Source organism: Tolypothrix sp. VBCCA 56010, assembly GCF_050875635.1.
Lineage (GTDB): Bacteria > Cyanobacteriota > Cyanobacteriia > Cyanobacteriales > Nostocaceae > Hassallia.
Map to the genome: position 1 here is coordinate 1 of NZ_JBPAOH010000183.1, position 14,318 is coordinate 14,318.

At 45.4% G+C, this 14,318-nt stretch carries 11 protein-coding genes, 1 rRNA gene and 1 pseudogene; 10 read left to right on the forward strand and 3 right to left on the reverse strand.

Going from position 1 to position 14,318, the window contains the following annotated elements:
- Positions 1–224: 224 nt before the first annotated feature.
- From AABK37_RS35995 to AABK37_RS36005, 3 genes are all read left to right on the forward strand, one after another.
- Complete coding sequence (locus tag AABK37_RS35995) at positions 225–437, forward strand: hypothetical protein (RefSeq protein WP_432556245.1); 213 nt, start codon at positions 225–227, stop codon at positions 435–437.
- Between the two features lie 66 nt (positions 438–503).
- Positions 504–1,835, forward strand: coding sequence for an efflux RND transporter periplasmic adaptor subunit (locus AABK37_RS36000; RefSeq protein WP_432556246.1), 1,332 nt, complete (start codon positions 504–506; stop codon positions 1,833–1,835).
- A gap of 2 nt (positions 1,836–1,837) precedes the next feature.
- Positions 1,838–5,062 carry an efflux RND transporter permease subunit gene (locus tag AABK37_RS36005; protein WP_432556247.1) on the forward strand — a complete coding sequence of 1,075 codons (3,225 nt, stop codon included), beginning with the start codon at positions 1,838–1,840 and terminating at the stop codon, positions 5,060–5,062.
- Positions 5,063–5,325: 263 nt separating this feature from the next.
- Here the strand turns inward: AABK37_RS36005 and AABK37_RS36010 are convergent, their stop codons facing one another.
- Positions 5,326–6,237 (reverse strand): alpha/beta fold hydrolase, encoded by a 912-nt coding sequence (locus AABK37_RS36010; protein ID WP_432556248.1) that lies wholly within the window; start codon positions 6,235–6,237, stop codon positions 5,326–5,328.
- Between the two features lie 880 nt (positions 6,238–7,117).
- Here AABK37_RS36010 and AABK37_RS36015 point away from each other — a divergent pair.
- The gene (locus tag AABK37_RS36015; RefSeq protein WP_432556249.1) at positions 7,118–7,483 is read left to right on the forward strand and encodes a DUF2809 domain-containing protein; all 366 of its coding nucleotides are present in this window, start codon (positions 7,118–7,120) and stop codon (positions 7,481–7,483) included.
- 619 nt (positions 7,484–8,102) lie between these two features.
- Positions 8,103–8,696 carry a GNAT family N-acetyltransferase gene (locus tag AABK37_RS36020; RefSeq protein WP_432556250.1) on the forward strand — a complete coding sequence of 198 codons (594 nt, stop codon included), beginning with the start codon at positions 8,103–8,105 and terminating at the stop codon, positions 8,694–8,696.
- A gap of 80 nt (positions 8,697–8,776) precedes the next feature.
- Here the strand turns inward: AABK37_RS36020 and AABK37_RS36025 are convergent, their stop codons facing one another.
- Positions 8,777–9,151, reverse strand: coding sequence for a hypothetical protein (locus AABK37_RS36025; RefSeq protein WP_432556251.1), 375 nt, complete (start codon positions 9,149–9,151; stop codon positions 8,777–8,779).
- Positions 9,152–9,341: 190 nt separating this feature from the next.
- Complete coding sequence (locus AABK37_RS36030; protein ID WP_432556252.1) at positions 9,342–9,536, reverse strand: hypothetical protein; 195 nt, start codon at positions 9,534–9,536, stop codon at positions 9,342–9,344.
- Positions 9,537–9,993: 457 nt separating this feature from the next.
- Here AABK37_RS36030 and AABK37_RS36035 point away from each other — a divergent pair, with 457 nt between their 5' ends.
- The 5 genes and pseudogenes from AABK37_RS36035 to AABK37_RS36055 form a co-directional block, all read left to right on the forward strand.
- Positions 9,994–11,187: a Na/Pi cotransporter family protein gene (locus AABK37_RS36035; protein ID WP_432556253.1), complete on the forward strand. Its 1,194-nt coding sequence runs from the start codon at positions 9,994–9,996 to the stop codon at positions 11,185–11,187.
- Between the two features lie 144 nt (positions 11,188–11,331).
- Positions 11,332–12,125: pseudogene (locus AABK37_RS36040) on the forward strand (dienelactone hydrolase family protein).
- Positions 12,126–12,244: 119 nt separating this feature from the next.
- Positions 12,245–12,439: a hypothetical protein gene (locus tag AABK37_RS36045; RefSeq protein WP_432556254.1), complete on the forward strand. Its 195-nt coding sequence runs from the start codon at positions 12,245–12,247 to the stop codon at positions 12,437–12,439.
- 229 nt (positions 12,440–12,668) lie between these two features.
- Positions 12,669–13,814, forward strand: a complete 1,146-nt coding sequence (locus AABK37_RS36050) for an alpha-hydroxy acid oxidase (RefSeq protein ID WP_432556255.1) — start codon at positions 12,669–12,671, stop codon at positions 13,812–13,814.
- A gap of 402 nt (positions 13,815–14,216) precedes the next feature.
- Positions 14,217–14,318: ribosomal RNA gene (locus tag AABK37_RS36055) — 16S ribosomal RNA — on the forward strand; the annotation flags it as partial.

The following is a 14,318-nucleotide window of genomic DNA, read 5'->3' on the forward strand; positions in this document are numbered from 1 at the left end:
GGGGGAGGGCTTGCACCTCCATCCTGTCTGGAGTTCAACCATTTCTGGCTGGTTAGCTTATGTCTGGACTGGTTACCAGGATTCGGCTAACAACGAATCGCACATCAACTTTGGGTCAATAGGCAAATTAGTTGCTAAACTACATTTGTATTATTAGTAGTATAATTGCCAAAAGATAGTTTGCTTGCTATTAGTCACATGCTACAAACCAAAAAGTCTCCGTCATGTCATCTGAAAATTCAAACCGCACCGCCCTCAGGGCGGCACAGGCGGTTGCAGCAGCAGTATTTGCTTTTAGCCACGCTGTAAAGGTTGATGCCCGCTGTATACTGAGTAATGCTTATTCAGTGCGGGTTCATTTACATGCATCGATCCACGGGATTGTCTGGGTTTATGCGTTATTACCGGAGTTTCCTGACTGGGCAGAACATATCTAAAGTCATGCTCGATCCGATAACGAGTATAATTCATCCACGTACCTAATCAGAGGTGCTTCGTTAACTATGAAAACTTCTGAACCCCAGGATTTATCACCAAAACCTTCAGCGCGATCGCGCCGCCTAAACCGATTGCAGCTTGGGCTGCTAGCACTCCTGCTATTCTTGGGTGGCAGTGTGGTTGTTTGGCGGACATTTACTACCGCTAGTGCCCCTGCGCCCTCTAAAATGGCTCAAGGACTGCCGCCAACTCCAGTGGAAACCGTTGCCTTGAAACGAGGCGAAGGCGTTAGACGCATCCAGTTATTAGGGCAAGTTGAGGCAACTAAAAGCGCCACGCTCCGCACCCAAACAGCAGGGACGGTGAAGCGGGTTTTTGTAGAGGTGGGCGATCGCGTCATGCCGGGAATGACAATTGCCACATTAGACGATGCAGATCAGCAGCTAGCATTGGCAGAAGCACGGGCAAAGCTGACGCAGGAGCGCAGCGAACTGGCGCGTCTGGAAGTAGGCACCCGACCGGAAATCATTTCCCAGCGTCGAGCCGAACTCGGCTCTGTCCAAGCGCGAGAGCGAGAGGCGCAGCAGAATCTCAAACGTTACCAAGAGTTGGTGGCAGCAGGGGCAATCAGTGAGAAGGCACTATTAGAGGAAAAAGCTATGGTGGATGCGACACGAGCCGAACGCTTGAAAGTAGAAGCGGCTCTGGCGGAAGCCACCGCAGGTCCTACCCGTGAAGAAATTGCCGCTCAACAAGCCAGCGTCGCCGCCGCAGTATCTGCGGTCAATCAAGCACAACTGACTTTAGCACGGACTCAAGTCAAAGCATTGGCAGGTGGAATTGTGCGATCGCGGGACGTGAGTATGGGCGATTTAGTTGAGAGTAACGATCCGGTGCTAACGCTGGTGAATAGCAACGAGTTGGATGTCTTTCTGGAATTACCAGAGCAACTCAGCGGCAGCGTCACCCCCGGTTTGCCTGTAGAACTGACTGCTCGTGCTATTCCCAACTGGCGCAGACGCGCCAGGATTAGCAGCGTGGTTCCGGTTGCCAATGCAGCATCACGGCGGCAAATGGTACGGGTGCGATTGCAGAATCCACCCCAGAATTTGTTGCCCAAAATGGCGATCGCCGCAGAGCTACAGTTGCAGGTCGATCCATCTAGCTTTGTCGTTCCCCGCGATGCTCTGGTTCGGCGCGATGAAACTTGGCTGCTTTACACCGTTGCCGATAACAAAGCAGCAGAGGTGAAGGTGAAATTAATCGTTGATATGGGCGAAACAATGGCGATTTCTAGCAGTCAGTTGCGAGTCGGGCAACCCGTCGTGGTGCGGGGCAGTGAAGCGCTGATGCCTGGAGCGGCTGTGCAGGTTGTTGAACAAAACACAAACCAATAATCATGAACTTCATTGAAACGTCTATCCGTTGGCGGCATGGCACCTTTGTTTTATTCTGTTTGTTGGCGATGTTTGGGTTGATCGCCCTGTTCAGATTGCCTTTGGAACTACAACCAGGAGGCGATCGCCCAGAAATTACGATTACCACACCCTACATCGGTGCAGCCCCCGCAGAAGTAGAAGATTTGATTACTCGTCCGATTGAAGATGTGTTGGAGGAAATCGAAGGCGTTGAGGAAATTACCAGCCAAAGTTTATCAGGGGTTAGCACCATCACAATCAAGTTTGACTGGGGCACCGATGTCGATGCCCGCTTAGTGAATGTGCTGAACAAATTACAGCAGGTGGAAGAGCTACCAGAGGAAGCAGGCGAGTCGGATGTGCAGGTTGCTAGCGGCAACAACAACCCGATGATGTGGATCGTGCTAAAGCCAAAACCGGGCTATCAAACTGACCCTAACCGCTACCGCGACCTGATTGACGAAGTGATTGAACCGGCACTGCGACGAGTAGAAGGGACGAGTCGGTTCTTTATTTTCGGCGGACAGGAACGGGAAGTGGAGATATTAGTCGATCCGAAAGCTTTAAGCGATCGCAATCTTACCCTCACTAACATCACCGACACGCTAAGAACCAATAATCGCGATATCCGGGGCGGTCCGTTGGTGCTAGGAAAACGCGAATATCAGGTGCGAACAGTCAACCGAGCGCAAAAGTTAGATCAACTCAAAACCTTTGTCCTGCGGCGCGACGATGCCGGAACAGTCTATCTGGGCGATGTCGCTGAGGTGGAAATGGGGCGTAAGTTCGAGGACAGTGCATTTCTGTTCAACGATGCCCCTTCTGCTGGGGTTGGCATCATCCGGCGGGTGGGAGCAAATGTGCCGCAAGTGTCTAAGGGAGTCCGAACCACATTAGCAAATTTGCAAGCACAGTTCGATCGCCAGGGTAAAGGGGTGGAGTTTGATGTTACCTACGATGAAAGTACGTACATTGACCAGTCGGTGTCCAACGTGCGGGGCGACTTAATTACGGGTGGAGTGTTGGCGATCGCAGTATTGCTGTTGTTTTTGGGTTCGCTCCGCACCGTTGTTGTGGTTGCCATTAGCATTCCGATTGCGATGATTGTAGTGTTCACCGTCAGTGCAGTGCTGGGGCGATCGCTCAACATCATCAGTTTGGCGGCGTTGGGGTTTGCGGCAGGGATGGTAGTCGATAACGCGATCGTCGTGGTTGAAAACATCTTTACCCACATGCAGCAGGGGAAAAGTCGCCTGCAAGCGGCGATCGACGGTACCCAAGAAGTCGGCGGGGCAATTTTGGCGGCAACATTGGCAAACGTGGCAGTATTTGCGCCGCTGGTGCTGGTGACCGGTGAAGTCTCACAGTTGTTTGTCGATATGGCAATTACAATTACCGCTGCTGCTGTCTTATCGATGTTTGCATCATTGACGTTGCTGCCGATGTTAGCGAGTCTGTTTCTCAACCCAGCAGAAGCACAGCAAACGTTTCAATTAGGATCTAGTGATTCTCAACTACAGATGCAAGCTAGCGGCAACTGGTTGGAGCGATCGGTCATGCAGACTTCGTTCGTGTTTCGACGACTGCAAAGCAAGTTAGAAAGCTTTTTATTGGCAACGGTAGGTTGGGCGTTAGGTCCGCGTCGGCTCAAGCGCAGGTTGGCGTTGCTGTCCATTCCGATTGTGCTGCTGGCTTCCAGTATTTTCTTGCTGCCTCCAGCAGACTATTTACCAGAAGGCAACCTCAATTTTGTCTTTTGGTTGACTGAGACATTTCCCGGAACCAGTGTCCCAGAGGCAGTCAAACTGTCTGTGCCTGCCAGAGGATTCCTTAAACAGCAATCTGAAATCGCCAACACATTTTTTGTCCACTTTCCGCAGTTTCGCGGAATTGGCATCAGCCTGAAGCCAGAATCGGCTACCGGCGGCGGGCTGGCGGAGATGGTACAACGCTTAACTCTTCAAAGCTTTGGCTATCCGGGTTATAAATTTATGTTTCCGATCCGGTTCCCCATCTTCAACGATCCGGGTAAATCGTTTGAGGTGCAGATCGTTGGACCAGACCTGCAACAACTTTGGCAGCTAGAGCAACAGTTGACTCAACAAATCTCAGCCTTGCCGGGAGTTGCCAATGCTCGCTCTAACTCAATTAACGGCGCTCCCCAACTGCAAGTCATTCCCAACCGCGCCCGACTTTCGGAAGTGGGTTTGTCAGAATCAGAAGTCGGGGCGATGGTCGAAGCGGCGCTGGGAGGACGTTTTGCTTCTGAGTTTGTCGATGGCAAAGAAGAACTAGATGTGACTGTGCAGTTACAAAATGTCTTTGTCAAAACACCGGAACAGTTACGCCAGTTGTCGCTGTACAGTTCTCAAATTCCTCAAGTGCTCTTAACAGAGAATAGTCAGCAATCAATGACTACTGCTCAAGGGGGACAAGTTCAGCTTGCAGATGTGGCAACTGTGGAGGAAACAACTGGTCCAGGTGTGATTAATCATGTGGATTTAGAACGCTCTACCACTCTAACCGTCAGCCTGACTCCTGATGCACCATTAGGACAACTTGTCAATCAGACCGAGAGTAAAATCTTGACACCATTACGAAGCAAATTGCCGCCGGAATTTCGTGTGGAACTGGCTGGATCTGCCGATCGCCTTTCCGAAACTGTGGGGCAACTTGCCTCTGCCTTTGTATTTTCGCTGATTATTACCTATTTGCTACTGGTTGCCCTTTATCGTTCATTTCTCTATCCGCTAGTGATTATGACAACCGTACCAATGGGTTTAACCGGAGCATTGCTCAGTCTGGTTATTGCCAACTGGATTCCTGGCGTGATTGTGCCCTTGGATATGATTACCGGATTGGGGTTTTTGATTTTGACTGGAGTAGTGGTGAATAACGCCATCTTGATTGTGGAGCGAGTGCTACAACTTCAGGAGGAGGGGCAAAAGTACGATGAATCGCTCTACAATGCTACTCGCGATCGCCTCCGTCCCATCTTTATGTCCGCAGGCACCAGCGTCTTGGGTATGATCCCGCTGGCAATCTTTCCAGGACAGGGATCTGAACTATATCAAGGTCTAGGAATTGCTTTAACTGGAGGGTTAGCGTTTTCCACTATTTTGACTCCAACTGTAGTTCCCGCTTTGATGGCACTGTTGCATGATTTCTCAGGCGATCGCAGCAGCCACACGACCAGTAATAAGTAATATTGGCACACTCGCCATTAGCTTGCTGTTAGAGTTATGTGCGCCTCATCACACTTTTTATATAGGCGTCGGTTCCCTCATCTGCGTACTTCAGGAGCAATAACACTCTCGTCCAAAGTCCTGCCACGTCTTATAGAAAGTTGGCTGCGGCGGGAAACATCCCCACATTAATGGCGCTCGAAGCGCGAGTTCGGAGCGTACATCTTGGGATGTCTACATTTTTGGCTATATCCAACAAGCACATGATAGGACTAGTTGAACTTTTAGGTAATCGACTTGTCGATTTGGAGGTTTGTTAGAAACTCGATGAGCAATTTATTAACTTCAACTGGGCGTTCTTGCTGAATCCAATGACCAGCCTTTGGTAGCAATACCTTCTGCTTCAGGTTGGGCACGTTTTCCTCTAGGGTGTCGAATGCTTGACGGTACATTGTGATCACTAGATCTGCTTCTCCCGCCACAAACAATGTTGGCTGGCGCAGCTTTGCGCCGCTAAGAAACGGTGTTAGTTCCCACATTCTATCAATGTTTCGATACCAGTTCAACCCGCCCCGGAAACCAGTCCGCTCAAACTCAGAGGTGAAAAAGTCGATATCCTGGTCTGTTAACCAAGCCGGAAGTTGCTCCGGTACGTTACTTGTGTCTATTGGCTTCTCCGACTTGTTAAATAGGACGCGCCAGCGTTTTTCTGGTGGTGCATCTCCTGAGGCGGAGTAGAGAATTGCACGTATGGTAGCGCGAACATCAGACTCTAGTTCCGCCTCAGCTTTACCTGGTTCTTGAAAGTACAGCTGATAGAATTCCTGCTCGCCTGCCATCAACTTCATTGCTTCTGTCGGTCGAATGTCTGACCAACTGCGGGGTGCATAGGGCCCACTCAGCAGAGAGACAGCGTGGAAGATGTCTGGACGGAGTAGGGCACAATGCCAGGCAACAGGCGCACCCCAATCGTGTCCAACAATGATTGCTTGCTCCTCACCCAGCGCATGAACCAGACCAACAATATCACCAACCAACTGTAAAATATGGTATGCCTCAATTGGTTCCGGTCTTGAGGTCTGTCCATAGCCGCGCTGGTCTGGTGCTACCGCGTGGAACCCAGCTTCAGCTAATGCCGGTAACTGATGCCGCCAGGAGTACCAACATTCTGGGAAGCCGTGACACAAGATGACCAATCGACCTTGCCCCTGTTCGGCAATATGCATCTTGATGCCGTTGGTTTCGATGAAACGGTGAGTTACTAAAGTCATGTTTCCTCAATTCATTTTTTAGGGTTGAAGCAGCTCTTTTCATGTTGGCAAATGAACTACAAAAGTTAAAAAGCCTGATGCTGCCCTCACTGAAAACTAATTAATGGGTCTTATCATCAAAAGAGTCAAAAGTTGCCAACGGTATCTTCTCTACCTCTTTTCAACACCGTCACCATTATCTAGCACAAGGGGGTCAGGGTGGAATACTTCAGACGTTGCAACTGGAGTTTAGTTAAGCGATCGCTCAAGAGAGTAAGTTTATCGATATGCTTTTCTGTAATTCCAAGGGCGCTCATAATTAACAGCACACACCCCCAGGCGTTTATGAACGTGCGATCGCCTAAACAAACTGCGTAACAGCCGCAAATTGGAAAGGTGGGCGAACAAATCTTTAAATATATTTACTTTTGACCGATTGACCAAATAGTTGACTGACTGCACCCAGAATTTCAGAGCGCTCGCACTCACCATGTCTGCTTGAAATTTTGCGATCGCACTACTAGGGATTAAAACTGCAGAGCGATGCCTATATTTCTACCATGCAAGCAAATAACCCTTACTTGATGCCATATTCCTGCTCAATAACAGCAAGAACTTTCTCTTGCACGGGTGTCAAATATGGCTTTGTCCTCTTTTCCTTGTGTAACTCTTCTAAGGCATTACCAGCTTGATAAAATGCACGCTCAACTTTTTGTTCTAAGTGTAAGCGATACTACAAATTGGTGTTGAAGTTACTTTTTCGTAAGGCAGCATAAATATTATATGCCATAGTCAAACAGATATTTATTGAACGCTATCTATTGCTATGTTTACCTTCAACAAAAAATATTTATACTTCACACTTATACTATTTTTAATAGAGATATGTATTGCAATTTTTCTAAATGATAGTTTTATCCGTCCTTTTATGGGTGATATTTTAGTAGTTATATTAATTTCTTGCTTTGTCAGAGCTTTTTTGAATATACATTCATCCATTATCGCTTTATCAGTTTTAGCATTCTCTTGTATTATTGAAAATTTCCAATATTTTCATTTTGTAAATAAATTGGGATTGCAAAATAATAAGATTTTAGCTGTTGCTTTAGGAAGTATATTTGATTGGAAGGATATAATTGCTTATACAATAAGTATCATAATACTTTTTAAGTATAATATACAACATATATAGAAGTAAAAGGCTAAATTTCTAGATTGTTAATTATTAGAGTACTGGAATAAAATTAATAAGTTTTCCTTGTGCGGCTTGACTTTCCTACATTACGATATTAAATATTAACAACATTTATATATAAAATATAATAATTTAATACAGTGAAATTACGGAGTTAGCTTTTGATAAGCAAAGCGATCGCCTTTTTCTAGAACGCAAGGTAAAACGAGCATTTTATGAAGCGGGCAAAACTTTGATGGAACTACGTTCAAGGTGCTTGTATCGCTAAACTTACAGTACTTTTGAAGAGTCTTGCCGCGATGCGGAAGCCGCCACTTCGTGAACGCTTCGGGCATAGTCGGCAAAAGTCTAACTATTTGATTGCTGCCCCTGGCGTATACGATAATTTTCATTATTGATAAACTTAATCTATATATTTAGACGTATTGACAAAATATATTTTTAAGTTTTAGATAATGTCCAACTACAGGGAAGTTTTGGACGTATATTTTGGCTTCAACTACGTTTTCTAGTGAGTCGCTTGCATAAGAGCCTAGTAACGTTTGGAAATTCTGTGAACGGTTATAATCTTTGTAGGGAATCTTAAGCAAAAAATATCAACAGAGGTCATAATCTGATGTTGAAACATTCTCAGACACAAATTCAAAAAACCGCACAAATTTTGACACAGGGTTTTATTGATGACCCTAGTTTTGCCTTGATTTTTGGTGAAAATGCGAATAAATTCCAGGCTTTAAATGCATTCTTTGAGCTATTCGTAACTGATGCAATGGAGCGAGGTGAAATTATTACTGCGCCAGAGGAACAAGGAGCCTGTATTTGGTATCCTGCGGAAGTAGAAATTTTTAACGAGCAATTTGAACAAATTCTGACTGAAATTATTTCGACGATATCGGATTTTTGCGGTTGGGAATCGGGAAAACGTTTTGAAGAACTAATCAAAAAAGTTGGTGCGAGCGAACCCGAAGCTCCCCATTGCGAAGTGTTTTTTATTGCTCTGAAACCAGAAGCACGGGGAAAAGGAATTGGCGAGAGTTTGTTAAAACCAGTTCTGAATTATGCCGATACAAAAAAATTTGGTTGTTATCTTGTGTCTTCTAATTCTCGTAATATCTCATTTTACAAACGGTACGGTTTTCAGGAATTTTGCCCAATTCAAATTAGTGATTCCTACTCGATGACTGGGATGTGGCGCGACTTTGTTAATTAAGTAGATGTCACATCTTCGACTTATTGAAGGAAATTTAGTTCAAATAAATGAAAATCGACCAAATTTTTTGAGTTATTAATTTATCGTCTTTTTTCTTTGAAAGCGAGTTGTGCAGTGTAACACCTTGACTTGCTTATCGCCCGCTCCGGTTGCTTCCAGAAATCCCAAGGTGCTACGGCCGAAGCGATCGCTTTACATTCCAGCCAGTTTTGTCTTAGCAATCTCTTCAGCTTGGGCGATACCATCAACGGATCGCGTAGCGTCTTTGCAGGAGAATGGAAGGCTGCGGGCATCCCACTCACCGTATCTGCTTGAAATTTTGCGATCGCCTCCGGCGGGGCGAAAGCCCATCGCACTTCAGAGCGATTAGTAGCGATCGCTCTGGGCCGTTCAAAGCGACATTGGGACAGTTTGAGTAAAAATGATGGCGATCGCTCTGGTACTACCTCCACCATCGCAAGTATTAGTCTCCGGACGCACTCTACACAACCGTTTGAATTCTTCAGTTTTGAGCTGTTTTACCTGTTGATAGGTCATATATGTTGCCCGCTCTCACCTACTTCTTCCATATAACGTATGACTTTTGCTCATAGGTCTATTGAAAATTAAACACACCAGTTCGCATTGCTGGGCGATCGCATCCAATCATCGCAAAGAGTGTATCAGCACATGTACCAACTTCCCCACCAGCATCAATGCTATGCCTGCCGATAACGAGATTAAGCCTTGACTAACCGAAGTCACAATAATCGCAACCGTAGCAAAGGAGGATTTCACCAACATTGTAAACAACGCTCCAACTCTCGCACCGAGTAGCGTGTTATCCCCCAAGGTATCCATTAATTTGATAAATGGCTGATATTCTTCAAAAGGTTCGATTGCTTTTCTATTGTGTCAAGACCGAAGAATAATAAGCCGAATTTTTGTCAATGCGTAAGTCCTAGGCGATCGCAACTGTTAAATACATACTTGTATTATTAAACACTATTCAACCAAACTTGATATTATTTGCATAACATAACCTTGAATTAATCAAGCTTTAACTCTTCTGTATAACTATTGTAGTAAGAAATTTGCTTGTAAAAGTTATAGCAATACTATCTTGAGTGTATCTGTTTTTAGTAAGCACAACACCTGTGTAACTCTATGTGTGGATATGGATACACGTATTTACCGAAGAGAAACGTAGAAATCTCAAGGAGTAACTGTGTTTGTTTTGAAAAGACTCAATAAGAAATTCCTCAAATTTTTGAGTATTGCTTTCTTTGTTATCACGTTAGTTTTCTACCCCTCTCTTTTGGGGCACTTACCAATAGTCGGCTCACTTTCCTCAGAGATTAGCATTGTCCAGGCGTTGGCAAAGCCACTCCAAGAAAGTATCGCGCCTGAAAGTGTACTAGCAACTGTCCAATTTAACATTGCTCAGGCTCCCCCTCCACCCGGAGACTCAGAAAAAGAGAAAGAGGGTGTCATTGACTTCTTCAAAATGGCGATGGGCGCGTTGGCGGGTTTAGTGCTGTTTATCTTCGGTGTCACCCGTCTGTCTGAAGGACTAGAAGACCTAGGGACAGAGCGCATGAAAAATTTTCTGAGCAAATGTACCACAAATCGCTTTGCTGGTGTGTTAACTGGAGCAGTAGCAACAACGCTGCTAGAGTCCTCGTCGGTGACAATCATCATGGTAATCGCGATGGTAAGTGCTGGCGTACTGAACTTCGTGCAATCCCTCGGTGTGGTACTGGGATCTAACATTGGTACAGCAGTCGGGGCGCAGATCATCTCCCTTAATATTGAACTGTACATTCCCATCTTGATGTTTGCTGGGCTGTTACTGTTATTTGTGGGAAAAACACAGCGCCTGAAAACCATCGGCATCATTTTGTTGGGGTTTGGCTTAATGTTCTATGGGTTAGAGGCAATTGACGAAGCGATGAAGCCCTTCCGAGACTACGATCCGTTCATCAATTGGATGAAAACTTTGGGTAATAATCCTCTTTTGGGTGCTTTAGTCGGAGCCATTGTTACCGTCATCATTCAATCTTCTTCCGCAACGGTTGCTATTGTGATTACCCTGGCAAGTTCTGGCTTAATTGCTCTGCCTGCGGGGGTAGCAATTATGTTGGGTGCGGAAATTGGCACCTGTGCTGATACCCTAGTGGCTACCATTGGTCGGGGGAGTGCGGCTCTACGAACCGGCGTTTTTCACTTTTTGTTTAATCTGTTCACTGTCGCTGTAGGAATTCTTTTTGCGCCTCAACTCGTCCAACTAGCTCAGACAATCTCTGGCAAAGGAGGAGTAGGACGGCAAGTTGCTAATGCCCAGATGCTGTTTAATATTTTGGGCGTTGCGATCGTGATTGGCTTCCTACCTCTAATCGCTACCCTCTTAACGAAGCTTATTCCTGAGACAGAAGCTGACCGGGAACGGCAACGCCGACAGCAAGAAAAGCAGAAAACGGCATCAGATGAGCAGGTCGGTGCGAGTGTCTAGAGGCAATAAGTGATGGTTGCTGTTGATAGCGGCAAAGGCTTGCGTGCAGCCTAGCCGCAATCGCGATCGAAGTGCCCACCCAACAGTCCTTTTAAATAATCATTTTTTGCCATAAACTACCCTAAAAGGCATTTTGCAGCAATTATGAAATTCTTATTTTCTGTTTTAGTTACGCCTGTGGTTATATTATTAACTTCAACACGACACTGGCAGTTATTCAAACGAAAGTTGTTGAGTACAAACACGGCAATGCAGTTTTAGAAGGTTATTTGGCATACGATGACGCTATTCAAGGAAAACGCCCTGGTGTATTAGTTGTTCATGAATGGAATGGATTGCAATCTTATGTGAAAAAACGCACACAGGAATTAGCTAAACTTGGTTATGTCGCTTTTGCGATTGATATGTATGGCAAAGGAATTCGACCAAAAAATCCCCAAGAGTCGGCAGCACAAGCAACTATTTCTCGTCAAGATAGAAAATTGATGCGCGATCGCGCTACTGCGGGGTTACAAGTTTTACAACAAAATTCATTAGCAGATGTTAAACGCATTGCGGCAATAGGTTACTGTTTTGGAGGTGGTACAGTATTAGAACTTGCTCGCAGTGGTGCGGATATTGCTGGAGTAGTTAGTTTTCACGGCAACCTTGATACCCCTAACCCCAGCGATGCCAAAAATATCAAAGCGAAAGTATTAGTATTGCATGGTGCTAACGATCCGCTTGTGCCTAAAGAACAAGTTAAAGCCTTTGAAACAGAAATGCGACAAGCTAATGTAAAGTGGCAACTTGTATCTTATCTACAGGCAGTGCATGGCTTCACTAATCCAGAGTCAGGTGACGATCCCTCCAAGAAAGTAGCTTACAACGAAAATGCAGACGAGCGATCGTCGCGAGCAATGAAGCAGTTTTTTGCCCAAATATTTCAATATAAGTGAGTTTTATATCATCCTTCCGACAGATGGAGGAATCAGCTAGAACTACATTTTAGAGAGATGAAATTGCACTTCCTAGCTTCTTAAAATGATGCTAAAGAATAAACAAAAGGAATGTAACTATGTCTGAAGAAGAAAAGACCAAAACTCCAGATAACACAGCAGATGCATCAGGTGGTTATCAAACCACTATCGACGAAGAGAGTCGCAAAACTGGCACTGCTGCTGAGAGTGATGCCAAATCTACGGCAAAACCAGAAGCACCCGGAGAAGATTCAGTAGCAGGTAGCCCGAATCAGGGAACTGAATCGCGTTAAATTGTGCCGGAGCTGTGTAAAGTAGAAGCAGTTTGATGCAAAAAATTACGAGTGGAGATGCGTTGCAATAGCGACAATCATCCACTCGATTTTTATAAATGCGATCGCCTCATATATATATTTTCAGTGGTTGGGATATAAAGCAACGAGATTCTTGCTCAGAAGCGCGATCGCAGCAGCTTTACAATTACCACTAGAGCGAAAGTTGCTGCCTAAAAGGATGAAAACGATGCATGACAACCTTTACAGACACAATATTGAAGACAACAATACCCAACTCAAACCGATTAACTTATTTGAATACGAAAAGCTAGCAACTAACGCTTTATCTCAAAAGGTGCTTGACTATTACAGTAGTGGTGCATGGGATGAAGTAACTTTACGAGATAACCGAGCTGCCTTTGAGCGATTCAAGATTAGACCCCGGATGCTAGTAGACGTAAGTTCGCGCAATCTGAGTACGAAAGTCTTAGGACAGTCTATTCAAATGCCACTTCTCATTGCTCCAATGGCATTTCAGCGTCTTGCTCATCAAGATGGAGAACTTGCTACTGCAAGAGCTGCTTCAATTGCAGGTATTGGTATGGTTTTGAGTACGATGGCGACTTATAGTATTGAAGATGTGGCAGTGGCGGGTTATGAAAACACTCTTGCTAGTCCCCAATGGTTTCAACTTTATGTTCATCGTGACCGAGGATTAACCCGCGCTCTTATAGAACGTGCCTGCGCTGCTGGCTATCAAGCGCTTTGTCTGACCGTGGATGCTCCTGTCTTGGGTCAGCGGGAACGAGACAAGCGTAACGAGTTTACTTTACCACCTGGCTTGCAATTGGCTAATCTAGCAACTTTGTCAGGTTTAAAAATTCCTCATGAAGGCGGCGAATCTGGCTTATTTACATATTTTGCTCAACAACTTAACCCAGCCATGACTTGGAAAGATTTGGAATGGGTGCAGTCTTTGTCACCACTGCCTTTAGCGATTAAAGGGATTTTACGTGGGGATGATGCTTTAAGGGCAGCGGAGCATGGAGCTAAAGCGGTGATCGTCTCTAATCATGGTGGCAGACAACTCGATAGTGCGATCGCTTCAATTGATGCAGTATCTGAAGTAGTTGCCGCAGTCGGTAACAAAGCAGAAGTGCTTGTAGATGGTGGTATCCGTCGGGGTACAGACATTCTTAAAGCTTTGGCATTGGGGGCAAAAGCTGTACTTTTAGGAAGACCTATCCTTTGGGGACTCGCTGTAGCAGGAGAAGTTGGTGTCTCTCACGTCATCGAACTACTACGCTCGGAGCTAGATGTCGCGATGGCACTTAGCGGTTGTGCCGAGATACAAGATATTGATTGTAGTTTGGTAATTCCGGCAAGAGCGTAGGCGATGGTTAGTAATAGCGATCGCCAAACAATCAGAAGTGGAGTGCGATCGTGCAGGATCATCAAATCTAAATTACCGACTGAAAAATCACGTATTAGTAATCCTCGATGAGCGAGCGTGCATTATTCATTGTCGCTTAAAGTGTCCGCTGTGAATACATTTGAGGCGTTTACAAAAAAATATTCAAAATTATTTTCCGAAAATAGTTGACAACAAATTGTGGACTCGCTATATTAAATAAGTGCCGGTTGAGCGAGCGCGTTCAAAAGCTGACTCGTCAGGCGATCGAACCATGAAAAGATTATAGTTTGAAAGAAAGTATAAAGCAATTTGTGCGCGTCAGTCAAATAATGAACCAGACTGAGGTTATAAAACAGTCAAAGAGCTAAACAAACACTCAGCAAAACGGAGAGTTTGATCCTGGCTCAGGATGAACGCTGGCGGTATGCTTAACACATGCAAGTCGAACGGAGTACTTCGGTACTTAGTGGCGGACGGGTGAGT

Bases quoted from the DNA above. Each gene is read 5' to 3' on its own strand.
- AABK37_RS36005 (WP_432556247.1), top strand. From the start codon at position 1,838: ATGAACTTCATTGAAACGTCTATCCGTTGGCGGCATGGCACCTTTGTT.
- AABK37_RS35995 (WP_432556245.1), top strand. From the start codon at position 225: ATGTCATCTGAAAATTCAAACCGCACCGCCCTCAGGGCGGCACAGGCG.
- AABK37_RS36000 (WP_432556246.1), top strand. From the start codon at position 504: ATGAAAACTTCTGAACCCCAGGATTTATCACCAAAACCTTCAGCGCGA.
- AABK37_RS36025 (WP_432556251.1), bottom strand. From the start codon at position 9,151: ATGGTGGAGGTAGTACCAGAGCGATCGCCATCATTTTTACTCAAACTG.
- AABK37_RS36050 (WP_432556255.1), top strand. From the start codon at position 12,669: ATGCATGACAACCTTTACAGACACAATATTGAAGACAACAATACCCAA.
- AABK37_RS36045 (WP_432556254.1), top strand. From the start codon at position 12,245: ATGTCTGAAGAAGAAAAGACCAAAACTCCAGATAACACAGCAGATGCA.
- AABK37_RS36020 (WP_432556250.1), top strand. From the start codon at position 8,103: ATGTTGAAACATTCTCAGACACAAATTCAAAAAACCGCACAAATTTTG.
- AABK37_RS36030 (WP_432556252.1), bottom strand. From the start codon at position 9,536: ATGGATACCTTGGGGGATAACACGCTACTCGGTGCGAGAGTTGGAGCG.
- AABK37_RS36015 (WP_432556249.1), top strand. From the start codon at position 7,118: ATGTTTACCTTCAACAAAAAATATTTATACTTCACACTTATACTATTT.